The organism is Aliiroseovarius sediminis (assembly GCF_022678485.1).
Lineage (GTDB): Bacteria > Pseudomonadota > Alphaproteobacteria > Rhodobacterales > Rhodobacteraceae > Aliiroseovarius > Aliiroseovarius sediminis.
The window spans coordinates 1-24289 of sequence record NZ_JALBYP010000039.1 but is presented as its reverse complement, the minus strand read 5'-3'; the positions used below and the strand labels follow the sequence as shown (position 1 = coordinate 24289).

Annotated in this window: 24 protein-coding genes and 4 pseudogenes; 17 read left to right on the top strand and 11 right to left on the bottom strand. The window is 56.9% G+C overall.

Going from position 1 to position 24289, the window contains the following annotated elements; genetic code table 11:
• Window positions 1-30: 30 nt before the first annotated feature.
• The 4 genes and pseudogenes from MN186_RS15705 to MN186_RS15690 form a co-directional block, all read left to right on the top strand.
• Window positions 31-270 (top strand): annotated as a pseudogene (locus MN186_RS15705) (transposase); the annotation flags it as partial.
• Between the two features lie 241 nt (window positions 271-511).
• Window positions 512-1879: an IS110 family RNA-guided transposase gene (locus tag MN186_RS15700; RefSeq protein WP_242115317.1), complete on the top strand. Its 1368-nt coding sequence runs from the start codon at window positions 512-514 to the stop codon at window positions 1877-1879.
• Window positions 1880-2395, top strand: a pseudogene (locus MN186_RS15695) (IS3 family transposase); the annotation flags it as partial.
• Window positions 2396-2534: 139 nt separating this feature from the next.
• The gene (locus MN186_RS15690) at window positions 2535-3731 is read left to right on the top strand and encodes an IS256 family transposase (protein ID WP_242115316.1); all 1197 of its coding nucleotides are present in this window, start codon (window positions 2535-2537) and stop codon (window positions 3729-3731) included.
• A 109-nt stretch (window positions 3732-3840) separates the two neighbouring features.
• Here MN186_RS15690 and phoB read toward each other — a convergent pair whose 3' ends face one another.
• From phoB to MN186_RS15655, 7 genes are all read right to left on the bottom strand, one after another.
• Window positions 3841-4530, bottom strand: a complete 690-nt coding sequence (phoB, locus tag MN186_RS15685; protein WP_242115315.1) for a phosphate regulon transcriptional regulator PhoB — start codon at window positions 4528-4530, stop codon at window positions 3841-3843.
• A 13-nt stretch (window positions 4531-4543) separates the two neighbouring features.
• Window positions 4544-5245 carry a phosphate signaling complex protein PhoU gene (gene phoU, locus MN186_RS15680; protein ID WP_242115314.1) on the bottom strand — a complete coding sequence of 234 codons (702 nt, stop codon included), beginning with the start codon at window positions 5243-5245 and terminating at the stop codon, window positions 4544-4546.
• Between the two features lie 10 nt (window positions 5246-5255).
• On the bottom strand, window positions 5256-6053 hold the full coding sequence (gene pstB, locus MN186_RS15675) for a phosphate ABC transporter ATP-binding protein PstB (RefSeq protein ID WP_242115313.1): 798 nt from the start codon (window positions 6051-6053) through the stop codon (window positions 5256-5258).
• Between the two features lie 11 nt (window positions 6054-6064).
• Window positions 6065-7396 carry a phosphate ABC transporter permease PstA gene (gene pstA / locus MN186_RS15670; RefSeq protein WP_242115312.1) on the bottom strand — a complete coding sequence of 444 codons (1332 nt, stop codon included), beginning with the start codon at window positions 7394-7396 and terminating at the stop codon, window positions 6065-6067.
• Window positions 7396-8868 carry a phosphate ABC transporter permease subunit PstC gene (pstC, locus tag MN186_RS15665; RefSeq protein ID WP_242115311.1) on the bottom strand — a complete coding sequence of 491 codons (1473 nt, stop codon included), beginning with the start codon at window positions 8866-8868 and terminating at the stop codon, window positions 7396-7398. The genes pstA and pstC overlap by 1 nt, the downstream gene beginning before the upstream one ends.
• A 106-nt stretch (window positions 8869-8974) precedes the next feature.
• Window positions 8975-10015 carry a substrate-binding domain-containing protein gene (locus MN186_RS15660; protein WP_242115310.1) on the bottom strand — a complete coding sequence of 347 codons (1041 nt, stop codon included), beginning with the start codon at window positions 10013-10015 and terminating at the stop codon, window positions 8975-8977.
• A 134-nt stretch (window positions 10016-10149) separates the two neighbouring features.
• Window positions 10150-11208 (bottom strand): sensor histidine kinase, encoded by a 1059-nt coding sequence (locus tag MN186_RS15655; protein ID WP_242115309.1) that lies wholly within the window; start codon window positions 11206-11208, stop codon window positions 10150-10152.
• Between the two features lie 259 nt (window positions 11209-11467).
• On the opposite strand from MN186_RS15655, the gene phnC reads away from it, so the two are divergent.
• The 4 genes from phnC (at window position 11468) to phnE (MN186_RS15635) (ending at window position 15540) form a co-directional block, all read left to right on the top strand.
• Window positions 11468-12283 (top strand): phosphonate ABC transporter ATP-binding protein, encoded by an 816-nt coding sequence (gene phnC, locus MN186_RS15650; protein WP_242115803.1) that lies wholly within the window; start codon window positions 11468-11470, stop codon window positions 12281-12283.
• Between the two features lie 72 nt (window positions 12284-12355).
• Window positions 12356-13267 (top strand): phosphonate ABC transporter substrate-binding protein, encoded by a 912-nt coding sequence (gene phnD / locus MN186_RS15645; RefSeq protein WP_242115308.1) that lies wholly within the window; start codon window positions 12356-12358, stop codon window positions 13265-13267.
• A gap of 64 nt (window positions 13268-13331) precedes the next feature.
• A complete protein-coding gene (gene phnE, locus MN186_RS15640) occupies window positions 13332-14207 on the top strand; it encodes a phosphonate ABC transporter, permease protein PhnE (protein WP_242115307.1) in 876 nt (291 codons plus the stop codon).
• A 19-nt stretch (window positions 14208-14226) separates the two neighbouring features.
• On the top strand, window positions 14227-15540 hold the full coding sequence (phnE, locus tag MN186_RS15635) for a phosphonate ABC transporter, permease protein PhnE (RefSeq protein ID WP_242115306.1): 1314 nt from the start codon (window positions 14227-14229) through the stop codon (window positions 15538-15540).
• A 68-nt stretch (window positions 15541-15608) separates the two neighbouring features.
• Here the strand turns inward: phnE (MN186_RS15635) and phnF are convergent, their stop codons facing one another.
• Window positions 15609-16331 (bottom strand): phosphonate metabolism transcriptional regulator PhnF, encoded by a 723-nt coding sequence (gene phnF / locus MN186_RS15630; RefSeq protein ID WP_242115305.1) that lies wholly within the window; start codon window positions 16329-16331, stop codon window positions 15609-15611.
• An 81-nt stretch (window positions 16332-16412) separates the two neighbouring features.
• On the opposite strand from phnF, the gene phnG reads away from it, so the two are divergent.
• From phnG to phnN, 7 genes are read left to right on the top strand one after another with little or no spacing between them, the layout of a single operon-like run.
• Window positions 16413-16868, top strand: coding sequence for a phosphonate C-P lyase system protein PhnG (gene phnG / locus MN186_RS15625; RefSeq protein WP_242115304.1), 456 nt, complete (start codon window positions 16413-16415; stop codon window positions 16866-16868).
• Window positions 16868-17428: a phosphonate C-P lyase system protein PhnH gene (phnH, locus tag MN186_RS15620; RefSeq protein ID WP_242115303.1), complete on the top strand. Its 561-nt coding sequence runs from the start codon at window positions 16868-16870 to the stop codon at window positions 17426-17428. The genes phnG and phnH overlap by 1 nt, the downstream gene beginning before the upstream one ends.
• A gap of 1 nt (window position 17429) precedes the next feature.
• Window positions 17430-18518 carry a carbon-phosphorus lyase complex subunit gene (locus MN186_RS15615; protein WP_242115302.1) on the top strand — a complete coding sequence of 363 codons (1089 nt, stop codon included), beginning with the start codon at window positions 17430-17432 and terminating at the stop codon, window positions 18516-18518.
• Entirely contained in the window at window positions 18515-19366 is an 852-nt protein-coding gene (locus MN186_RS15610; protein WP_242115301.1) for an alpha-D-ribose 1-methylphosphonate 5-phosphate C-P-lyase PhnJ, read from the top strand. Before MN186_RS15615 ends, MN186_RS15610 begins: the two co-directional genes overlap by 4 nt.
• Window positions 19363-20133 (top strand): phosphonate C-P lyase system protein PhnK, encoded by a 771-nt coding sequence (gene phnK, locus MN186_RS15605; protein WP_242115300.1) that lies wholly within the window; start codon window positions 19363-19365, stop codon window positions 20131-20133. The genes MN186_RS15610 and phnK overlap by 4 nt, the downstream gene beginning before the upstream one ends.
• Window positions 20134-20136: 3 nt before the next feature.
• On the top strand, window positions 20137-20820 hold the full coding sequence (gene phnL / locus MN186_RS15600; RefSeq protein ID WP_242115299.1) for a phosphonate C-P lyase system protein PhnL: 684 nt from the start codon (window positions 20137-20139) through the stop codon (window positions 20818-20820).
• On the top strand, window positions 20817-21377 hold the full coding sequence (gene phnN / locus MN186_RS15595; protein ID WP_242115298.1) for a phosphonate metabolism protein/1,5-bisphosphokinase (PRPP-forming) PhnN: 561 nt from the start codon (window positions 20817-20819) through the stop codon (window positions 21375-21377). Before phnL ends, phnN begins: the two co-directional genes overlap by 4 nt.
• On the opposite strand, the gene MN186_RS15590 is transcribed toward phnN, so the two are convergent.
• Window positions 21359-22030 (bottom strand): DUF1045 domain-containing protein, encoded by a 672-nt coding sequence (locus MN186_RS15590; protein WP_242115297.1) that lies wholly within the window; start codon window positions 22028-22030, stop codon window positions 21359-21361. The genes phnN and MN186_RS15590 overlap by 19 nt on opposite strands.
• On the opposite strand from MN186_RS15590, the gene MN186_RS15585 reads away from it, so the two are divergent.
• Both MN186_RS15585 and MN186_RS15580 read left to right on the top strand, forming a co-directional pair.
• Window positions 22029-23225, top strand: a complete 1197-nt coding sequence (locus tag MN186_RS15585; RefSeq protein WP_242115296.1) for an alpha-D-ribose 1-methylphosphonate 5-triphosphate diphosphatase — start codon at window positions 22029-22031, stop codon at window positions 23223-23225. The two genes, MN186_RS15590 and MN186_RS15585, sit on opposite strands and share 2 nt — an antisense overlap.
• Before the next feature lie 107 nt (window positions 23226-23332).
• Complete coding sequence (locus MN186_RS15580) at window positions 23333-23491, top strand: hypothetical protein (protein ID WP_242115295.1); 159 nt, start codon at window positions 23333-23335, stop codon at window positions 23489-23491.
• 38 nt (window positions 23492-23529) lie between these two features.
• Here MN186_RS15580 and MN186_RS15575 read toward each other — a convergent pair.
• A pseudogene (locus MN186_RS15575) lies at window positions 23530-23790 on the bottom strand (IS256 family transposase); the annotation flags it as partial.
• A 51-nt stretch (window positions 23791-23841) separates the two neighbouring features.
• A pseudogene (locus tag MN186_RS15570) lies at window positions 23842-24156 on the bottom strand (integrase core domain-containing protein); the annotation flags it as partial.
• Between the last annotated feature and the right edge of the window lie 133 nt (window positions 24157-24289).

The window sequence follows — 24289 nt, the reverse complement described above, 5'->3', positions numbered from 1 at the left end:
TAGCATTTACTGCACCAAAGGAGACTGACTATGGGACTGAAACGGACGGACGAATTTCGTCAAGATGCGGTGCGCATCGCGCTGACAAGCGGGCTAACGCGTAAGCAGGTCGCTGATGATTTGGGTGTCGGCATGTCGACGCTGAACAAATGGATTATGGCGCACCGGGACACTGATGTGGTGTCGAAAGAGGATTTAAACCTCGCTCAAGAGAATGACCGGCTTCGACGTGAGAACCGTCTTCTCAAGGAGGAGAGGGAGATCCTAAAAAACCGTTCCGGGTTGGAGCCCGCCTGCGCGCGGTAGCAACAGCCTGTGCTATGTTGCGCTATGAAGGGCAGCGGCCGTTCGCTTATTGGTGATCCGCCTAAGGGCGGAACCCCGTTAAAAAACGTGGTCCATGGGTTGGTGCGAACTTGAGAGTGGTGACGCCGTTTTGCGGCGATCCCGGTTAGGAAGATGACGGATTTGCATAGCCCACGCCCTTCTGTTGCCGACAGGAGAATAGATGATGGCAAAGCAAAAGACCGAACGGCCCCCTACCATTGAGACCGTCAACATTGGCGCTGCCGCTGTTGATATCGGTTCACGAGAACACATGGCTGCGGTGAACCCTGACGTGACAGATGCACCCGTGCGTGCGTTTGGAACTTTCACGCATGATCTGCATGATTTGGCCTATTGGTTCAAATCGCACGGTGTGACCAGCGTCGCGATGGAATCCACGGGCGTGTATTGGATCCCAGCCTACGAGATACTCGAACAGCACGGCTTCGAGGTTATACTGGTCAACGCCCGCTACGCCAAGAACGTCCCAGGTCGGAAGACGGACGTCAGCGACGCAAGTTGGCTGCGGCAGTTGCATTCATATGGGCTCCTGCGTGGCAGCTTTCGACCAACGGCTGAGATTGCGACGTTGCGGGCTTATCTGCGCCAGCGCGAACGGTTGGTGGAATATGCAGCTGCTCACATCCAACACATGCAAAAGGCTCTGATGGAGATGAACTTGCAGCTGCATCATGTCGTCTCTGATATCACCGGCGTGACGGGGATGAAGATCATCCGTGCGATTGTTGCGGGCGAACGGGATTTGGACGTGTTAGCCGCGTATCGCGACGTGCGTTGCAAGGCTTCAACAGAGACAATCAAAGCCGCGCTCAATGGCAATGATCGCCCCGAACACATCTTCGGGCTGACCCAGTCGCTCGAACTCTATGACTTCTATCAGGCCAAGATGCTGGAATGTGATCGCCATCTTGAGACGACGCTTGCGGCATTGGGCGCAGATACCGAACATGACCCAAGTGAGTTGCCACGCCCGCGCACAAAGGCCAAGCAAGTCAGCACGCCTTCGTTTGATGTACGGGCCGCACTGTTCGCCGTCCTTGGCGTTGATCTGACCCAAATCCACGGGATGGGGCCGTCTCTGTCACTCAAATTGGTTGGCGAATGTGGCACTGACCTGCGCGCATGGCCAAGCGCCAAACACTTCACCTCGTGGCTCTGCCTAGCACCGGGGAACAAGATATCTGGCGGTAAGGTGTTGTCATCTCGAACGCGGCGATCATCCAGCCGCGCTGCAGCCCTCTTGCGTTTGGCTGCGGTTACGATCGGGCGCAGCGATACCGCTCTTGGGGCTTTCTACCGCCGACTGGCAGCACGCGCGGGCAAGGCCAAAGCAGTCACGGCCACCGCGCGCAAAATTGCCGTTCTATTCTACAATACCCTCCGACACGGCATGACCTACAAAGATCCCGGCGCATCCCATTATGAAGAACGATACCGCAATCGAGTGCTTGGCAATCTCAAACGTCGAGCCAAGTCATTCGGGTATGATTTGCAAGAGTTACCACTGGAGGCCGACATGGCTGTTTCTTAGGAAGGCCACCCAGTTCTTCGCGGGTCAAAAGCCATGAGGTTTAGAGTCATCGAGGAACACATCACCAGCTTTCCAATCAAACGATTGTGCAGTGTCGTTGGCGTCAGCCCGCGCGGCTTGCGGGCCTTCCGCAGTCGGCCTGCCAGTCGCAGACAGCGGTCTGATCTGGTCACGTTGGCCCACATCAAGGAACAGTCCCGTTTCAGTTTGGGCAGCTATGGTCGCCCACGAATGACAGAAGAGCTGAAGGAGATCGGCTTGGATGTTGGCCACCGATGTGTTGGCAGATTGATGCGCCAGAACGGCATATCTGTTGTTAGAACCCGCAAACACAAGGTCACAACCGACAGCGACCACAAGTTCAATATCGCACCGAACTTACTGGACCGTGACTTTACCGCTGATATGCCAAACCAAAAGTGGGCTGGTGATATCAGTTACGTTTGGACCCGTGAAGGCTGGTTGTATCTTGCTGTGATCCTGGACTTGCATTCCCGTCGTATCATCGGCTGGGCGGGGTAGTGCCCCCGGTCGTGGTGTAGGAGGCCGCGCGCGAAGCCTTTGGCTTAGCGCAGCGCGCGGCCGGTCTGGCGGCCACCGTGTTTTTTCGTAGTCTGAGGTTGTTCAAAGACCAACGACGACGAAGGAGAACACGATGACCAATTCTATAATCAACCTTCCTGAGGTAATCGCCAAGAGCGATGACGCTGATTTTTTGCGCGACCTGATCCAGGATGCTGCCCAACGACTGATGGATATTGAGGTGGCCGCCGTCTGCGGCGCCGGGCACGGTGAGCGCAGCCCGGAGCGAGAGAACCAGCGCAATGGCTACCGGACGCGTCGATGGGATACCCGCGCAGGCACTATTGGCCTGAATATTCCCAAACTCCGAAAAGGCAGTTATTTCCCGACGTTTCTTGAGCCGCGCAAGACTGCCGAGAAGGCGCTTATGGCGGTGATACAGGAAGCATATGTCCAAGGGGTTTCCACGCGCGCCGTCGATGATCTGGTGCAGGCTATGGGTATAACGGGCACCTCGAAAAGCCAGGTGTCTCGCCTCTGCGAGGAAATAGATGAACGGGTGCAGGCATTCCTGAACCGCCCACTTGAAGGCGACTGGCCGTTCCTGTGGCTCGACGCCACCTACGTAAAGCTGCGCGAGGGCGGGAGGATTGTGTCCATGGCGGTTATAGTAGCCGTCGCGGTCAACACGGACGGACGTCGTGAGATCCTTGGCATCACTGTCATGCCATCCGAGGCTGAAACCTTCTGGGCCGAGTTCCTGCGCTCGCTGACGCGGCGTGGCCTGCGCGGTATACAGATGGTGATCAGCGACGCGCATGAGGGTCTGAAGGCGGCGGCACGTAAGGTTCTGGGCGCCGGGTGGCAGCGCTGCCGCGTGCATTTCCAGCGCAATCTCCTGGCCCGCGTTAACAAAGCCAACAAGCCCGTGGTCAGCGCCGTGGTGAAGACCGTCTTCGCCGAAAAGGACCGCGACCAGGCCCACGCCCGGTGGCGCGAGGTAGCCGATAATTTGCGCGATCGGTTCCCGGACGTTGCCGAACTGATGGATGAGGCCGAGCATGACGTGCTGGCCTACATGGCCTTCGACGAGAGTCTGCGCAGCAAGTTGCACAGCACCAATCCACTGGAACGTATCAACAAGGAGATCAAGCGGCGCACCAACGTGGTCGGGATCTTCCCCAACCGTGATGCCGTCATCCGGCTGGTGGGCGCGCTGATGCTAGAGCAAAACGATGAATGGGCTGTCTCCCGCCGCTACATGCCGGTGGAAAAGCTGACCGCTATATGTAACCATGACGATGAGACGGCGATGATCGCCGCTCAGTGAACGAGCGACACCAGCTATGAAGAAGCAGGTGGACGCCAGCTCCTACACCATCTCCCGGGGCACTACCATAAAATTTCCTGAACCGGCCGAGATCGCCTGTCTGCTTGGGCTAGCCAAGCGCATATCCTACGCCACGCACTGTCCGAAGCGGATCGGCACCACCATACTGTGATAGTGCTTTTCTCAGACGGCCAATGTGGACATCTACCGTGCGAGTATCGACGTATAGATCCCGCCCCCATACACGGTCGAGCAACTGCTCACGGCTCCAGACGCGCCCGGGTTTTTCCATGAACGTGGTGAGCAGCCGGAATTCCGTTGGCCCCAGCTTCAGTTCATCTGGTCCGCGGGTGACTTTGTGCGTTTCACCGTCCAAAATAATATCGTCAAATGCAAGCTGTTGGCCAAGCGAAGAAGGCCGCACGCGGCGCAGCTGGGTCCGCACCCGCGCCATCAGCTCAATCACCGAGTAGGGCTTTACTACGTAATCATCCGCGCCCGTTTCCAAACCGCGCACCTTATCCACTTCTTCAGAACGCGCAGAGAGCATGACTACCGGAATAGAGCGCGTCTCGGGCTTGCTCTTGAGGCGCCTGCACACTTCGATGCCAGACATATTCGGCATCATCCAGTCCAGCACAACGATGTCAGGAGCGTCTTCAGTGATAACCAAAAGCGCTTCTTCGCCGTTTCTCGCACGGCTTACAGCAAACCCTTCAGCTTCGAGATTATAGGCTAATACTTCCAACTGAGCTGGCTCATCCTCTACGACCAAAATACGCGGCTGATCAGTGGACATCTGCTTGGTCTCCTTAGCTTGGCGATGATGTTTTGTCGCCTTTGGCGCGCGCCTCATCCGGGATCGCGCCAGTAACGAGGTAGACAACCTGTTCGGCAATAGAGGTCACGTGGTCCCCCATCCGTTCAATATTTTTGGCGATAAAATGCAGGTGCATACAGGCGGTGATATTGCTAGGATCTTCCATCATAAAGGTCAGGAATTCCCGGAAAAGCGCATTGTACATTTGATCGACCTGAATATCGCGGTCGATCACGTCCTGAGCTAGTTCGGCATCCCGTGCGACATAGGCATCCAAGGCGTCTTTCAGCATCCCCTCGACCTCTTTGGCCATGCGGCGCAAGGCACCCGCACTGCCATTCACAGGCTCCATTTGGTAAAGGACGCCCGTGCGCTTGGCGAGGTTTTTAGCGTAATCCCCAATGCGCTCCAAGTTGGCACTAACTTTGATGACAGAGAGCACGACGCGCAGGTCAATGGCCGTAGGCGCACGCAAGGCGATCACACGCGCGGCCTCTTCGTTGATTATTTCTTCAAGGCCGTCAATCGCTTTGTCTGCGACGCGCACCGCTTCTGCACGCTCTTCGTCTCGCGTCTCAAGGCTGATCGCGGCCTCAAGTATGGCATTCTCTACCAGCCCGCCCATTTTCATAATCTGTGCCTGGATCGCTTCAAGATCACGGTCGAAGGCTGATGCGATATGTTTATCGTGCATTTTTAACTCCTTAGCCGATACGGCCAGTGATGTAGCTTTCGGTGCGTGGATCGACTGGATTGGTAAAGATGGTGGTCGTCTCACCATACTCAACAAGGTGGCCGAGGTGGAAAAAGGCCGTTTTTTGGCTGACTCGTGCTGCTTGCTGCATTGAGTGTGTGACTATCACGACCGAGTAGCTCTTGCGCAGGTCGTCAATAAGCTCCTCGACTTGGGCCGTGGCGATAGGGTCAAGGGCCGAACATGGCTCATCCATCAACAGTACTTCGGGCTCTGTTGCGATAGCACGCGCAATGCAAAGACGCTGTTGCTGGCCACCGGAAAGGCCCGTGCCTGGCGCATGCAGGCGGTCTTTTACCTCATCCCAGATCGCACCACGACGCAGGGAGTTTTCGACAATGTTATCCAAATCTGCTTTGTTCTTGGCCAGACCGTGGATTTTGGGTCCATAAGCCACGTTGTCGTAGATGGATTTCGGAAACGGGTTCGGTTTTTGGAACACCATGCCGACTTTTGCGCGCAACTGCACAGGATCGACTTTCGGGTTATAGATGTCTTCGCCATCGATCATGATGTCTCCCGTCACACGGCAGATATCAATCGTGTCGTTCATCCGGTTAATACAGCGCAAAAAGGTCGACTTGCCGCAACCCGAAGGCCCGATAAAGGCTGTCACAGTCTTGTCTTCGATTTCGACGCTCACGTCCTTGATGGCATGGTTGTCGCCATAATAGACCTGTACGTCTTTCGCTGCGATCTTGACCTCTTTGGTGTCCACTTTTCTCTCCATAATTCTCATATCGTTCATGTTCCCGCTCCCTACCATCGACGTTCAAAACGCCGCCGCAACAGCACGGCAATCGCGTTCATCGTGATCAGGAACAGCAACAGAATGATAATGCCGCCCCAAGCTTTCTCATAGAACCCCGGGTCTGCGCGGCTGGCCCATGTATAGATTTGCGCGGGCATGGCCGAGTTGGCGTCGGTCAAGCCGCCGAGGAAGGTCTCGGGGTATTCGCGTGCAACAAAACCAACCATACCGATCAGCAGGAGTGGAGCCGTTTCACCTAAGGCCTGCGCCAGCCCGATGATTGTTCCGGTTAGGATGCCCGGCATAGCCAGCGGCAGCACATGGTGGAACACAGATTGCATCTTGGAGGCCCCTACGCCCAAGGCCGCATCACGGATGGAGGGCGGCACAGCAGCCAATGAGGCGCGTGTTGAAATGATGATTGTCGGCAGCGTCATCAGGGTCAGGACAAGCCCGCCGACCAGCGGCGCAGACTGCGGGAAGCCCGCGAATTGGATAAATACAGCCAGTCCAAGGATACCGAACACGATGGAAGGCACGGCGGCAAGGTTCGAGATGTTTACTTCAATCAGATCGGTCCAGCGGTTCTTGGGGGCAAATTCCTCAAGGTAGATGGAAGCAGCCACCCCGATGGGCAGCGACAGGAACAAAACCACAAGCATCATAAAAAATGAGCCGATCACAGAGGCCCCGAGCCCCGCCCCGCCAGGGTTGTCCACACCAGAGTCCGTGCCCGTGATGAAGTTCCAGTTGAACGCGCCCTTCACGATCCCCGCATCTTCAAGCGCGTCCACCAGATCAAGGTCCGCCGCCATCAAAAAGCGGCTGTCCACCAGCGTATCACGCGTGATCCGCCCATTCATGTATCCGTCAACACGCGATGATGCGGCAAGCTCGAAGGACACAGGTGTGCCGATGCGGTCGGGGTTTTCAAGAAAGAAGCTGCGGATGGTGCCGCCGGGCTTGCCCACAATTCGCTCAATCGCTTTGCCGTCGAACGCAACGTCCAACCCGCTGGCATCAAGCTGCTCGGTCAGCGCATTCACGAATATCTTCTGATATTCGCCCGTCTTGAGCATCTTGGATTCTGCCGTGTCAAACTGCTCTTGGGTCATCGTAAATTCGATTTCCACCACGGTCTGGGTAAAGGCCGGAAGACCGGACCGAAGAATAGATGTAAACAAGAATACAAGAAACAGCAGGCCCACACCAATCGCGGCCATGCCAAACATGCGGAAACGGGTTTCAGCAGCGTTGCGCTGGCGCGTGCGCGCATCCTGAACAAGCAGGCTGGATTTCTTCTTCGGGGCGGTGGCGGGTGTCATGCTTGCGTCAGTCATCAGTCATACTGCTCCCGGTATTTGCGCACGATATAAAGGGCAAAGACATTCAGCCCTAGCGTAAGGACAAAGAGGGTCATGCCGAGGGCAAAAGCCACAAGCGCCTCGGGCGAGGCAAAATCGGCGTCACCCGTGAGCTGGCTCACGATCTTTGCGGTGATGGTGGTCATGGCCTCAAACGGGTTGAGCGACAGCCGCGCTGCGGCCCCAGCCCCCAGCACCACGATCATCGTCTCGCCAATAGCGCGCGAGGCCGCCAGCAGGATTGCACCCACGATGCCAGGCAGAGCTGCGGGCAGGATCACCTGACGGATCGTCTCGGATTTCGTCGCACCAAGCCCGTAAGACCCGTCGCGCATCGCCTGAGGCACAGCATTGATAATGTCGTCAGATAGCGAGGATACAAAGGGAATGAGCATGATGCCCATCACAAGGCCAGCCGTCATCACGGCGGTGCCACCCTGCATCCAGCCCAGCGTATCTTTGCCAATCATGCTCGCCAGCAGCGGGCCAACAGTCAGCAATGCAAACAGCCCGTAGACGATTGTGGGAATACCCGCGAGAATTTCGATCAGCGGCTTTGCGATACCGCGCACTTTTGGGCCTGCATATTCCGACAGATAAATCGCGGAGAACAGACCAATCGGCACCGCGACCAGAAGGGCAATGAAGGAGATATAGAACGTACCCCAAAGCAGCGGCAGAACGCCAAGGTCAGACGCCCCGCCACGCCCGGAAAAGCTGGGTGCCCAATTGGTCCCAAAAAAGAAATCGGCCGCAGGATAAAGCTTGAAGAATTCGATCGTGTTGAAAAGCAGCGCAAACAGAATGCCGATGGTGGTCAGGATCGCGACAGAAGCAGCGGCGATTAACAGTGCCAGAATACCACGTTCAACCGTGTTTCGGGCGCGGAATTGAGCGTTGGAGCGAGAGTAGGAATAGGCCGCGCCACCAAGTGCAATAAGCAGGACAACCACGGTCATGATCGTAGAACTAGTCGCATTCAGCGCGCGATAAAGCTGCGCGCCCTGCAGAACTTCAGGGCTTACGTTGGATCCGAGGGCCACCCCAACTTCACCGAGAAGCTCGCGGACATCAGAAGTCTCCGTGCTTATGGATGCAGCCTCCTCGCGGGTCATGGCAGCCTGTTCAACAGCTGTATCTAAACCGTCAGCAACCCGCCGCACATCACTCATCACAAGACCGATGGAACTGCCTTCGGATACCATCGTATCGGGAAGTGTCCCAAGAACGCGTGAGTTTACGAAAAACGGCTGCGCCAGCATCCAGATAATGAGAACGATTGCAGCGGGCACAATAGCCCACATAGCCACATTGGAGCCGTAATATACGGGTAAGGAATGCAAATCCCGACTGTCACCACCCGCACTTCGAAGTGCGCGGTTGCGGCCCGTTATAAAACCGACCGTGGCGATGGTGATAAGGATCAATACCAGCCATGTAAACGGCATGTCGGCTCCAATCGTCGAGATATCCAAAGTAGCAATGCCTCAATCGAGAGGCATCATTTTTGTGAGGTGGAGATGGCGCTCTACGCCATCTCCAGTTTTGTGACGCTTAGCTACCGCCACCCATTGGTGTTTCTGCTTCGATAGCAGTTTGTGTCGCGGCCAATTCGGGGTCTGCGACCAGACCATAAGCGGACAGTGGGCCATCAGGTCCTGCGATTTCGTCAGCTACGAAGAAAGACGCGAACTCTTTGAGGCCCGGGATCACGCCGATGTGCGCTTTTTTCATGTAGAAGAACAGCGGGCGCGATACAGGGTACTCACCCGTGGAGATGGTCTCTGTGGAAGGTGCAACACCGCCCATTGTCGCCACTTTCAGCTTGTCCTGGTTGTTTTCGTAGAACGCCAGACCAAAGATGCCGATACCGTTTGGGTTGGTGTCGATGCGCGCCAGCGTTTCGGTGTAATCGCCGTCGATGTCAACGGATGCGCCGTCTTGACGCACATCGATGCAGGCGTCTTCTGCGTCATCCTCAGACATGCCAGAGGCCATCATCGCTTCCATAGCGCCTGTCACTTCACAGCCTTCAAGCAGCACCTTGTCTTCAAATACTTCGCGTGTGCCGTGCTTGGTGCCAGGAATAAATGCCAAGATGTCTGCTGCTGGTAGGTTGGCGTTGAAATCTGCCCACTGGCTATGCGGGTTATCGACAATCGTACCGTCCACAAGAACCTTGGAGCCCAGAGCATTAAAAATGTCGGCAGGCTGGAACGCAGTATAGGCAGGGCCATTGATCTGGCTTGCGAATACGATGCCATCATACCCGATACGTACTTCAATAATGTCAGTTACACCGGCTTCGGCACATGCAGCGACTTCTTTTTCACGGATTGCACGGGATGCGTTGGCAATGTCGATAGTGTTTTCGCCAACACCTTCGCAGAACCGCTTAAGGCCCGAGCTTGAACCACCGGATTCAACAACGGGCGTGGGGAAATCAAAGTTTTCACCAAACGCTTCGGCGACGATTGACGCGTAGGGCAGCACAGTGGACGAACCAGCGATTTGCACCTGATCCCGTGCTGCAGCAGTTGTTGCGGCCATCGCGGACAGTGCCAGTGCGGAAGTTGCGAGTTTTGCGAAAGACATGCTTGTCTCCTGTTTGTAGATTAAGAAGCGACCCCCCCATGGGAATCTCCCGCTCCGTCTACGGAGGCTACGTAACGTCTTTATGACAGTTACATTACATCTTTATGACAATGGGCGAAATGCCTGACTATCGCTCAAGAAATTTCTTGAATAGGTAGAATAACGGTAAATGTTGTGCCTTGACCCAGTTCGCTTTCAACACGCAGGCGGCCGCGGTGACGGTTGATGATGTGCTTAACGATCGCAAGCCCAAGACCGGTCCCACCAAGCTCCTTGCTGCGGTGGTCATCAGCGCGGTAGAATCGCTCGGTGAGACGCGGCAGATGGATCGGATCAATGCCCGCGCCATAGTCGATGATCTGGATGCGCACGCCCGGCGCACGCAAAACTGGCTCGCGGACACTCTCGATCACCCGAACTGTTACGCACCCCCCCGATCCGCCATATTTTATCGCATTCATAATAATGTTGGTGAAGACCTGTTTGAGCTGATCCCCGTCCGCAATCATATAGACAGGATTTTCTGGGTATTCAGTCTCAAAAGTGACCTCCGCCTTGCTTGCCAAACTCTGCAAGGTGTGCAGCGTCGAATTTAGAATATCATTTAACACCACACTTTGTGTGGGCCGCACGCACTCGTCCCCCTCAACCCTGTTGAGAGACATCAGATCACCCACAAGGCGGTTCATCCGCTCTGCCTCGGTTTTCATAATATCAAGGAACCGTGCGCCCGCCTCTGGATCATTGCGCGCAGGGCCGCGCAGCGTCTCAATAAACCCCATGAGCGCCGTCAAAGGCGTGCGCAATTCGTGGCTGACATTTGCGACAAAATCGCGGCGCATCTGGCTCGCCTGCTCCTTGTCTGTCATATCCTCGAAGGTAACAAGCACGACGCCTGCCGCGTCTTGGCCAAAACCCCGCACCGTGCGACAACTGACCCGAAACGTCGTGTCCTGTGCACCATCATTACTGAGATACTGTGTTGCGCGCGCGATGCCGTCCGTCAGCGTTGCCTCGATCGCCTCAAGAAGGGCCGGCTGACGCAACATCGTGACATAATTCTGGCCCCGCGCCTGTTGTCCGATGAGTGTCAGAGCATCAGTATTGGCCGCGATGATGCGCTCGGAACCATCAATGGCAAGGCTGGGGAGCGGAACAGCAGCCAAAAGAGCATTAAGAATTTCATCATTCATCTTGGACCTCTCCAATACAGGTGCCGCCTGATTGCATTCCTGAATCCATTCCTTAGGGCATCCATAGCTTTCAGTCCAACCAAGAGACAAACAAGTTTCGGGTGTGCGATTTGATGTATGTTCCAGCGCACCCACCAATAAAAGCAAAGCTCCAAAGGCACTGTCACAGTATCTTTGCTCAATTGTCATGAAACTGAATCGTAGCCGTCGCAAGTCTGTGATGTTCGTCGCGTATTCGCCCCCCAAACATGGGGGCGATATGCTTAGAATCGATACACTAACGAAACGCTTCGGAGACAAAACAGCCGTTGATTCGGCCAACATCTCCGTAGACGCACCATCCATGATCGGCATAATTGGGCGGTCAGGTGCGGGAAAATCCACTCTTTTGCGGATGGTTAATCGTCTCAGTGATGCGTCATCCGGTACGATCACATTTGAGGGCGAGGACATTACATCTCTGCGCGGTGCCGCGCGACGCAACTGGCAATCGCGTTGTGCGATGATCTTTCAACAGTTTAACCTCGTACCACGCATGGACGTTGTGTCTAACGTACTCCACGGCACGCTGAACAAACGCTCGACACTTGCGACGCTGTTCAACCTCTATCCACAGGCTGATATTCACAAAGCAATCGAAGTTCTCGACCGCCTTGGCATCGCTGAACAGGCGCCCAAGCGCGCCGAGGCCTTGTCAGGAGGCCAGCAACAGCGCGTGGCGATTGCCCGGGCATTGATGCAGGATCCCAAGATCATTCTCGCAGACGAGCCGATTGCCTCTCTTGATCCAATGAATGCGCAAGTGGTGATGCAATCACTGCGCGCCATCCATGAGGCAGACGGGCGCACGGTCATCGCCAATTTGCACACACTGGATACGGCGCGCCGCTATTGCGACCGTGTGATCGGCATGCGCGATGGCAGGATCGTGTTTGACGGCGCGCCCGAGCAGCTAACCACTGGTGTTGCCCGCGATATCTACGGCGCAGGCGCGGATTTTTCCGAAGCGGCCACCTCTACCGAAATTGAAACATTGGACAGACCAGAGGTTCGCGAGGCTGGAGCCTACGTCTGAGCCAGTTTCTACCCTCACATAACCAGCCCTCAAAGCCGTTAGGCACTCGGGCAATCAACCACGGAGAAAACGATGAAAAAGACACTTGCACTGGCACTTGCCGCTACAACAGCGCTCACCACGGGCGCTGTTGCCCAAGAGATCACCGAATTCCGCATCGGCATCCTTGGCGGTGAAAACGCCCAAGACCGCATGAACAGCTATCAGTGCTTGGCGGACTACACGACCGAAGCCCTCGGCGTCGAGACAAAGCTCTTTGCCCCTGCCGACTATAACGGTGTGATTCAGGGCCTGCTGGGCGGTAACATCGACATGGCTTGGCTCGGTGCCTCCGCCTATGCCGCCACATTCCTGCAAGATCCGGAAGCCGTAGAGCCTGTGCTGATCAAAGTGAACGTAGATGGCTCCGTCGGCTACCACTCTATCGGCTTTGCCCGCAAAGACAGCAGCGTGACATCACTGGACGACATGGAAGGCAAAGTATTCGGGTTTGGTGATCCGAACTCCACATCAGGCTACCTGATCCCCTCCATCGAGATCCCTCAGCACAAAGACGGCGTGACCATGGAGAGCGGCGAGTACTTTGGCGAAGTGAAATTCACGGGCGGTCACGAGCAAACCATCGTAGCCGTAAACAACGGTGACATTGACGGCGGCGTGACATGGGCCGACGCTCAGGGCAACTGGGAAGACGGCTACAACTCGGGCGCGCTTCGCAAGGCCGTTGATGCGGGTCTCGTTGACATGAACGACATGGTTCAGATCTGGAAATCCAAAGTGATCCCCGAAGGCCCAGTTGTTCTGCGCAAAGCCTTGCCAGCGGACGTACGGACAAAGATGACTGCGCTGGTTGATGGTCTTTTTGAAGCCGATCCTGAGTGCGCCTACGGTGTGGCCTCTGGTGACACGCTCGGCTTCCAGCCCGTCACACATGATACCTACATTTCAATCGTCGAAGCCCGCAAAGCGAAGATCGGCGGCTAATCAATTTCTATGGCGCATCCGGTAGCCCTTCGGGGCTGCCGGAATTTTTTTGTCTGGGGGCAACATGGCAGATATCTCACTCAGCGGCGCGGCGCAGACGGTGCGCACAATCCAGTCCAGCTATATGGCGCAGGTGCAGCGGCGCAGGCTTTATAGTGGTCTCACGCTTCTTATATTTGTGATCCTGATGGTCTCGGGATTCAACATTGCCGATGATCGCAACGCTGGCGGCTTTTGGAACGGGCTGCATCAAGTTGGTGACTATCCCGCCGATGTTCTGTCAGAGGCTTGGGAGAAACGTGCCGACCTGCCTGCCCTGACTGCAAAATATTTCCCCGCGTTGGTCGAGACCTTGAACATCGCCGCCGTCTCCACGCTGATTGGGGCCATCGGTGGGCTGTTCCTCTCCCTGCTGGGCACCAGAGGCTTGGCCAAATGGCCCTGCCTGATCCCGCTGTTTCGCCGTATCTCTGACATCATGCGCGCCGTGCCCGAAATCGTGATCGCGCTGGTGCTGATCTTTGTGCTGGGCGGCGGGCCTGTACCTGCGATGTCCGCCATTGCTATCCACACGGCTGGGGCATTGGCAAAGATGTTCTCCGAAGTCTCCGAGAATACCGACCTTAAAGCAGTCGAGGGACTGTCCTCGACGGGGGCGACATGGCTCCAGCGGATGCTGCTCGGCGTGCTGCCGCAGGTCGCTCCAAATTACGTGAGCTACACACTCCTGCGCTTTGAGGTCAACATCCGCGCCTCTGCCATTCTGGGTTTTGTGGGCGCTGGTGGTCTGGGTTACGAGCTGCGCAATGCCATGGCGTGGGGGCCGGGCCGTTTTGACGAAGCGGCGGCGATCTTCATCCTGCTCTTCGGCACGATTATCTTCTTTGATCAGGTTTCAAGCCGCTACCGCAACAAGCTGACCGATGGTCAGACACATTAAGCATTGAAGGACCAAGCCCATGACCGCTATTGATCTGGACACCACCAAGCTTACAGCCGACAGGCTGTTTCAGCGCAAGCGGCTGATGGGTTTTGCCATTCCGGCCGTGATCCTTGCCTATCTCACCTATATTTTCTTCGCCTTCGACCTGCCAGGTCTGGCCGGACGCGCCAATATGGACAACGCCGTCACGCTGGTCTCGGACAGCTGGTCTCACAAGGTACATGTGACCCGTGACAACCGCTCGGGCGAGATCAGCTATGCCGTTGAGGGCGAACGCAAGGGCCGCTACCCCGAAGGCGCGCGGCCCGCATGGGTTACCGGCGACGAGGTCATCACCATTGATCTGGGCGGCGATCACATCGTTCGCTACCTGCCTGACAACCGGACCGAGATTGAAATTCCAAACTTTCCGCTGATCGAGGTGCAGGCAGAGGGTCGGGCCCTGACCACGAACCTACCTGATGACTTGCCTGACTGGATTTCAGCCTCAAGTCGCCGCATCGGCATCACCACGCCCGAGGGCCGCATTACCCTGACAGGGGCGCGCACCGAAGTGTTCAACTATTTCCCGGGTTGGGAGTTGTTCTGGTTCACCCTCGACAGCCCTTACCACGGTCAAAGCCTCTCAACGATCCTGTTCGGAGAGCGTGTGGACCCTGCGCGCCCGAATGTCTCGGGTGCGATATCTGACTGGTGGAACAACGCCATGTGGCGGCACAAGGACGTGGCTTGGGCCATCGGTGAGACGATCCTGATGGCGTTTCTAGGCACCATGGGCGCTGCGATCATCGCACTGCCGCTGGGCTTTCTCGCGGCCAAGCGCTTTTCACCAATTATGATCCTGCGTGCCGCCACCCGCCGCCTGTTCGACTTTATGCGCGGTGTGGATGCCCTGATCTGGACAGTAGTTTTGGCTCGCGCGTTCGGCCCGGGCCCTTTGACAGGCGCACTGGCAATCCTGATCACGGATACGGGCACCTTTGGCAAAATCTTTTCCGAGGCTTTGGAAAACGTGGATCAAAAGCAGATCGAAGGGGTCTCCTCCACAGGGGCCAAGCCGTTACAACGCTACCGTTTTGGCGTGATCCCTCAGCTGGTGCCTGTGCTGCTGGCGCAAATCCTCTATTTTCTGGAATCAAACACGCGCTCCGCCACAATTATTGGTGCCATTACGGGTGGCGGTATCGGGCTGATGCTGACCCAAGCGATCCAGACGCAAAAAGACTGGGAAGAGGTCGCCTATTACATCGTGCTGATCATTGCCATGGTGATGTTCATGGACTGGCTCTCGGGCTGGCTGCGCGGCAAGCTGATCGGGCGCAAAGACTGATGGCACGCATCCTGATCACAGGCAGCAATCGCGGCCTCGGTGCCGCACTCGCCACCGAGGCAATGCCCTTATTGGTCTTCTAACGTTAGTGTGACCCGATCCCCTGCAAACCATGTGCGACCGTATTCTACTGGCTTACCAATCGCACATGTATTGACACTTGACGATCTCAGCAAAGGATCGCCTTCACCAACATTCAAAAGTAGCGCATGTGTTGCGGTAGCGCGGACTGCCGTCAGCCGGGTTGAGGCACGCGTATAGTCGTCGATACCCACAATACTCAGCGCTCGGGTGACGCCACTTGTTTCTGTCAATGCCGCGGTAATTCCTGGGAGCCTCAGGATCGGGAACAGGCTTTCAAATACGGCAATTGGCTGACCATCTGCCAATGAAAGCCCATGATAAGCACAGACCGGATTGCCCGCCTCAATTTGCAACGCCTGAGCCTCGCCAATCGTCGCAGCGCGCTCGCCCAACGCGAGCATGCGCTTTTCCGGTCTGCGGCCTGCGGCGATCAGGTTTTCGTGGAACCGCACCCGATTGCCAATCGGATAGTCGGTCGGTGTGGCCGCGACAAAGGCCCCTGCACCGCGACGGGTGCGCACCAGCCCTTCCTCAACCAATACCGAAATCCCGTGGCGCACCGTGTGGCGGTTCACGCCAAAGCGGTCTGCCAGCGCAGCCTCAGTCGGCAACTTGTCCCCCGGCGCATAGCGTCCTTCAGCCAAGTCACTGCGCAATGCGTTAGCGATGGCCTTCCAGATCGGGGTTTTGTCGGAACTGTCACACAAATTTCACAAAACTCTTCTGTCAAGAGGACATCAATATAATAAGATATGTATAGTTGTATAGGAAAGAGACAAGTTGTCGAGATGAAAGACACTGTGAGCGAACATAATCCCCGCAAGGCGTGGATGGGTCTGCTGGCTAAAGCGCCCGAAGGCCGTGTGGCTACACTTTTGGATGCTGAAATATCGCGCCCTGCTTTTACGTGGCTGCGTGCACCAGAGATTGGCAGCACGATGGTCCGCGGACGCGCTGGTGCCACCGGCGCACCCTTCAATCTGGGCGAGATGACTATAACCCGCTGCGCTTTGACGTTGGAAACCGGCGAAGTCGGGCACAGCTACATTCAAGGGCGTAGCAAAGCAGATGCCGAGGTCGCCGCTCTAGTCGATGCGCTTATGCAGACCGCAATGGCAAGTAGGCTGCGCGAGACGCTCCTTGAGCCTCTGGAAGCAGGGATGGCCACCATGAAAGCCGCCCGCGCGACCAAGGCAGCCGCGACAAAGGTTGATTTCTTTACCATGACCCGAGGAGAAGACTGATGCAGGCAAACACCCTGTCCGGCGGCTTTGCCGATCCAGCCACCCAGTCAGCCCACGCCTTTCGCAGTGTAATGGAGGCCATGGCGCGTCCGGGCACCATTCAGGATATCGAAGGGGCAGCACCCCCTGCCCCGCTGTCGCCCGCGATGGGCGCCGTTCTGCTGACGCTCTGCGATACGGAAACACCGATTTATCTGGCTGGCGATATGGATTGCGAAGCGGCGCGGGCTTGGCTGGCCTTTCACACAGGTGCCCATTTTGTTGGCCCCGCGCATTGTATGTTTGCGGTTGGCAAGTGGGACGCGCTCGCGCCGCTCGCGGTCTATCCGATCGGCACGTCCGAGTACCCTGACCGCTCGACCACGCTCATCGTCGAATGTTCCGAACTTGCGGCAGGCGCAACTTTGACGGGTCCCGGCATCAAGGATCAGGCAACGCTTTCCTTGCCGGAAGTGGAAGCGTTTCAGGTCAACCCAACCCTGTTCCCGTTGGGGCTGGATTTCATTTTCACTTGTGGCGAACGCCTCGCGGCTTTGCCCCGGTCAACCAAGGTATCCTGAGATGTATGTAGCAGTCAAAGGCGGAGAGCGGGCAATCGAGAATGCCCATGCCTGGCTCGCCGAAGAACGCCGCGGTAACACGGATATCGCGGAGCTCAGCATTGCGCAAATCCGCGAGCAACTAAGTCTTGCCGTCAATCGCGTCATGGCCGAAGGGTCGCTTTATGATCCGGACCTTGCGGCACTTGCAATCAAGCAGGCGCGTGGCGATCTGATCGAAGCGATCTTCCTCATTCGAGCCTATCGCACCACTCTGCCGCGCTTTGGTGCGTCCGAGCCTGTCGATACCGGCATTATGGCCTGCGACAGGCGCATCTCGGCCACGTTCAAGGACCTGCCCGGTGGGCAGGTCCTGGGCCCAACATTTGACTACACGCACCGTTTGCTTGATTTCAAACTGGCCGCTGATGGCGAGGTGCCCAAGGCTCCATCTCGTGGCGCCGAGACAGGCACTGTCCCGCATGTCACCGAATTCCTGAACCGCGAAGGGCTGATCGAAGAGGCCCCCCATGACGATACGCCGCCCCCAGACCTGACCCGCGAACCGCTGGAAATGCCCGCCGAACGCGCCCTGCGCCTGCAAGCGCTGACCCGCGCGGACGAAGGTTTTACCCTTGGCCTCGCCTACTCCACGCAGCGCGGCTACGGGCGCAACCATGCCTTTGTGGGCGAGCTACGGATCGGGTCGGTGCCGGTTGAGATGGACATCCCCGAACTGGGATTTGCCGTTGAGATCGGAGAAGTGATCCTGACCGAATGCGAGACGGTCAACCAATTCACCGGCTCGAAAACCGAGCCGCCGCAGTTCACGCGCGGCTATGGGCTGGTCTTTGGCCAGACCGAGCGCAAGGCAATCTCCATGGCCTTGGTCGATCGCGCGCTACGCTGGGAAGAATTGGGCGAGGATAACGTTGGTGCACCCGCACAGGACGCAGAATTCGTTTTGTATCACGCCGACAACATTCAGGCGACAGGGTTTCTAGAGCATATCAAACTGCCCCATTACGTCGATTTCCAGTCCGAGCTGGAACTGGTGCGCAAGCTCCGTCGAGAAGCGGGTGCGCAACAGGTGCAGGAGGCAGCGGAATGACCGAGTATAACTTCGCCTATTTGGACGAACAGACCAAGCGCATGATCCGCCGCGCAATCCTTAAGGGGCTTGCCATTCCCGGCTATCAGGTCCCTTTCGCCTCTCGTGAGATGCCAATGCCCTATGGCTGGGGAACAGGTGGCGTGCAGGTGTCGGCAGCGGTGCTGACGCCCAAGGACACGTTCAAGGTGATCGACCAAGGGGCCGATGACACAACAAACGCAGTTTCAATACGGACTTTCTTTCAGCGGACAGCAGGTGTTGCGACGACCACTGCGACAAGTGATGCCACTGTGATCCAGACCCGGCACCGCATCCCCGAAGAACCGCTGCACGAGGGTCAAATCCTTGTTTATCAGGTGCCGATCCCCGAACCGCTGCGTTTTCTTGAACCCCGTGAAAGCGAGACACGTAAGATGCACAGCCTTGAAGAATATGGGCTGATGCATGTGAAACTTTACGAAGATATCAGCCGCCACGGTCATATCGCCACCTCTTACGCCTATCCGGTCAAGGTCGAAGGACGCTATGTGACGGATCCGTCGCCGATCCCCAAATTCGATAATCCCAAGCTGGGTGATATGGCCGCAATCCAGCTTTTTGGCGCAGGCCGCGAGCAACGTATTTATGCGCTGCCCCCATATACCCAAGTGGTCAGCCTCGACTTTCAGGATCATCCGTTTGAGGCGTCCAAGGCTGATCACCCCTGCGGGATGTGCGGTGCGACAGACAGCTATCTGGATGAGTTGATCATTGATGACGCAGGTGGGCGGATGTTTGTCTGTTCCGACACTGATTACTGCGAGGCGCGCCAGGCGGCTGGCCACAAAGGAAAGGACGCAGCATGACACCTTTGCTTTCCGTTCAGGGCATCACCAAGCGATATGGTGCGCATATTGGCTGCACCGATGTGTCGTTTGATCTTTACCCCGGCGAGGTAATGGGGATCGTCGGCGAAAGCGGGTCAGGCAAATCCACTTTGTTAAATTGCATGGCAGGGCATCTGACCCCTGATGCGGGACAAGTGGTATTCGACACTCGCACCGAGGGCCCGCGCGACACAATTATCATGTCAGAGCCGGAGCGGCGGATGCTCGGTCGAACCGATTGGGCCTTTGTGCACCAACACGCCCGCGACGGTCTGCGCATGGGCGTCAGTGCCGGCGGCAATGTGGGCGAGCGCTTGATGGCCGTGGGCGAGCGCCACTACGGCGATATCCGCGACAAGGCTACGGACTGGCTGGGGCGGGTCGAGATTGATGCGTCCCGTGTAGATGATCGCCCGACAACATTCTCGGGTGGGATGCAGCAACGCTTGCAGATCGCCCGCAACCTCGTCACGGGCCCGCGTCTGGTGTTCATGGATGAACCCACTGGTGGTCTTGATGTGTCGGTTCAGGCGCGACTGCTTGATCTGCTGCGAGGGCTTGTGCGCGACATGGGGCTGTCAGCGATCATCGTGACCCATGACCTGGCTGTGGTTCGCTTTCTGGCGGACCGCCTGATGGTTATGAAATCAGGCCGGGTGGTCGAGGCGGGCCTGACAGATCAGGTACTGGACGATCCGCAGCATGCCTATAGCCAGCTTCTTGTCAGTTCCGTTTTACAGGTTTGAACCATGATCAATCTTAGCGACGTTTCCAAAACCTTTACCCTGCACAATCAGGGCAGTGCCGTGATCAAGGTGATCAGCAATGTGTCCTTCGCGGTTGTCCCTGGCGAATGCGTGGCGCTCACTGGCGCCTCTGGTGCTGGTAAATCCACCCTAATGCGGATGATCTACGGCAATTACCTGACACAGGCAGGTCAAATTCGCATTGGCGGTTTGAACATCGTACAGGCCGAGCCGCGCGACGTTATCAAATTGCGCCGTGATGTGTTGGGTTATGTTAGCCAGTTCCTACGTGTCGTGCCGCGCGTGCCAACGCGGGACGTGGTTGCAGAGCCGCTGCGCGCGTTGGGCATACCAGAAATCGACGCGCACGACCGCGCATCGGCGCTTCTGAAACAATTAAACATTCCCGAACGGCTGTGGTCTTTGTCCCCCACAACCTTCTCGGGCGGCGAGCAACAGCGCGTCAATATCGCCCGTGGTTTTGCCCATGCCTATCCTGCGATGCTGCTTGATGAGCCCACCGCAAGCCTCGACGCTGCGAACCGCGAGGTTGTGCTGTCGCTCATCGAAGACGCCAAAGCCCGCGGCGCGGCCATCATCGGAATTTTCCATGACGAAGCGGCCCGCGCCCAAGTCTGTGATCGCGAAATTGATGTTGCCCAATTTACCCCCGGATTGGCAGCGTGACGCTTACCTCAAAAACTGGGGGGCGCCTTATCGCGGTTGTGGGCCCATCAGGTGTCGGCAAAGACAGCGTGATGGCGGGACTTCAGAGTGTCATGCCAGATTTGCATCTTGGCCGCCGCATAATCACACGTGCGCCCGAATTGGGCGGCGAGGATTATGATGCGGTTTCAGAGTTGCAATTTGATGCCTTGGTTAAAGATGGGGCTTTTGCTGTGTTTTGGCGCGCGCACGGACTGCACTATGGAATCCCGATCACCATCAAGTATCAACTTGGCAAAGGTACCGATTGCCTTGTCAATTTCTCCCGCAAAGCTCTGGCCCAAGCGGCCGAGATTTTCCCGCGCCTCGTCGTTCTCAACATCACCGCGAAACCGGAAACGCTTGCGCACCGTCTCGCTGCGCGGGCCCGCGAGACAGAGGAGGAGATCAGCAAACGCCTTGCCCAGGCTGACAAGCCCTTGCCGACTGGGCTCAAGGTGATCAACCTCGCCAATGATGGCCCGCTGTCCCAGACCATCGCTCGGGGGGCGGCGCTGCTTCAACCGGCGAGCGTGTAGCGATGCAACATCTCGAACCGACCGTCTTCCCGTTCACCGCACAAGGCGATCTGATCAAGGACAAAGGGCGTGGGCAAGTCGGGCAGAAATCGGCTTACATTCTCGGTCCAAGTTGGGATAGCAGCGTTGGGCAAACGCACCGACAGGGTCAAGTGAAACCTGAACTCTTCCATCACGTAAGGGTATCCCCACTCAACGAGCAACGCGTCCTGACGTCGACTCAACCCTGCCGCGCGGCGACGCGCCATCTCTTGCTCCCCGATCGGTGCGCGGAAACCGTCAAGATCATGAAGGCAAGTCTGCGCAACGCGCTGTACGGCCTCTTCTCCACCCTGTGGCGTCAACGCCAGAAACCGGCCCAGCGTCGTCAGCTGCAAACAATCGCAGATCGCGGGGGCAAGCGATGCCGCCATTTCCGAGGTAGCCTGCTCCAATTCCCTAATTGTGTGCGTTTTGACCAGGCTAAACGGCGGCTTCAACGTTCCGTGAAACCCATATTTGCGCGGTGTCATCGTGATGTCACGCAAACCGTTCAAACTTGGCTGACGCGCCTCGCAGCCCTGAACAACATCCCAGCCCAGCCAAGACGCTCCGAAATCGGCCAAGGGCCCTACCGGCGGCACATAGTAAATTGCGAATCGAGAGTATGACATGAATTCCCCTTTTCCCACGACCTCTTTGACAACGGCTTGTGACAGCGATGTGTCAAGCAACCTATGTCTCGCCAATGCACAGCTTGTGTTGGAAGATCAGGTGCTCACTGGTGCGGTAACAATCGAACAAGGCGTCATTTGTGACATTACTGAAGGGGATCATGTCCCAACCGGTGCCCTGGATTGTGCTGGTGATCTCGTTATTCCCGGTCTTGTCGAACTGCATACAGACAATGTCGAACGCCATATCGAACCGCGCCCAGAGGTGGACTGGCCTGGTCTCCCTGCGCTTCTTGCCCATGACGCCGAGCTGGCATCCACAGGCATCACAACGGTGTTTGACGCCATGCGGGTCGGATCCATTCATGATACTGGCCAAGACCGCTGTATCGAGTACGCCCGAAAGCTGGCAGACGAACTCTTGGCGGCGCGTGATCAAGGGTATTTCAAAATCAGTCACTTCCTCCATCTCAGGGCCGAAATCTGTTCCGGGACGTTGCTTGAAGAATTGGCGGCCTTCGGACCCTCAGACAGGGTCGGCATCGTCAGCCTGATGGATCATACCCCAGGCCAGCGCCAGTTCCGCGATCTGACTGCGTTGAAAACCTATGTCGCCAAGAAACGCGGGATGAACGACGCTGAGTTTGCCGAACATGTTGAGACCATGTTGGGTCTGCAAAAACGCTTTGGGTCAAAGCACGAGACGGGCGCAGTGCAAGAGGCCCGCCGCTTGGGTGCAGTTCTGGCCAGCCATGATGATACCACGGCCGATCATGTTGGAACCTCTGCGGAAAACGGCGTGGGTTTTGCCGAGTTTCCCACAACAGTTGAAGCCGCAGCCGCCTGTCGCATCCACGGCATTGCCGTGATGATGGGCGCACCCAACCTGATCCGCGGCGGATCCCACTCCGGCAATGTTGCAGCAGAGGCTCTCGCAAAAGCCGATCTTCTAGACATTGTCTCGTCTGACTACGTGCCTTCAGCGCTGCTTTTGTCAGCCTTCCGCCTTGCAGATATTTGGAATGATCTGCCCCGCGCTATTGCTACCGTGACCAGCAACCCTGCGCGTGCCGTACGGTTAAATGACCGGGGTGCTTTGAAAACAGGATTGCGCGGTGATGTTCTGCGTGTGCGCAAAATCGGCGAAACGCCTCTGCTCCGCGGCGTCTGGAGCCAAGGCAACAAAGTTGGTTAAGGTTTTTTGGAGGTGCGAACGCATACGTCACAAAGGTTTGATGAAACTGTAGCGCCATTGATACGCACCCGAATTATTCATCCAGATGATCAAACCTGGAGGGTGCTATGAAACTGAAATCCTTTTTGCTGGGTGTAAGCCTAGCCGCTGTGTCTGCCTTTGCAGCAACAGCAGAAACCTGGAAACTTGCCGTCACGGATGTTGAAGGCATGGAACGACTGCAACTGGAATGGGGTCCGTTCAAGGATGGGGAATGTCCCGCTTGATGTTGAAACTCGCCTGAGCGGCGCTGCTTGATGCGAGGTTATGCGGCGTCCTTCATCTGGTCAAGCTGGGCCTTTTGGCGGTGGTCGATAAGGGCCTGCTTTAGGATTGGCAGCTGCTTGTAGGCCTTGAGGCGCCGGCAGCCCTTCTTGGCTTCGAACATCCCCGCGGCGGTCCAGCGCAAGGCCATCTTGGCATTCCGCCAGCGTTTCACATTCCGGCAAACCTGCCGGATGACGCTGTTCATGGAATCGATGATACTTGTGCTGGCCAGTGAGCGCCGGAGTTCCAGCGGCAGCCCAGCCTGACCACGGTGGACCTGTCGCGCTTTAGTGCCGCCCCAAGTGCTCGTTTAGGCCACTTTCCGTTCGAAAGCGACTGGGCTTTTCCAGCCCAGTGCTGAGTGTCGGCGGCGTGGGTTGTAGAAGCCGTTGATGTATTCGAAGATCGCCATTTCAGCTTTCCGCCGTGTCTCCCAAGGATGCCGCCAAATCAGTTCAGCCTTGATGGTCTTGAAGAACGTCTCGACGGCGGCATTATCGTAGCAATTACCCTTACCGCTCATGGACACCTGGAAGCCCTGCTGGCGAAGGATTTTCTGATAATCGTGCGAACAATATTGCGACCCGCGATCCGTATGATGAATGCAGCCTTTGGGTGGCTGCCGTGACCTGCCCCCCGCTGGTCCCTCGTTCATAACGAGAATCTGCGGGTTTGATTTTGATACTCATGGGTTTCGGTTTGGGCAAGCGCGCCGGGCGCGGAGCCCTCAAATTGCTCAAGCGCTCGGCGCGCTTGCA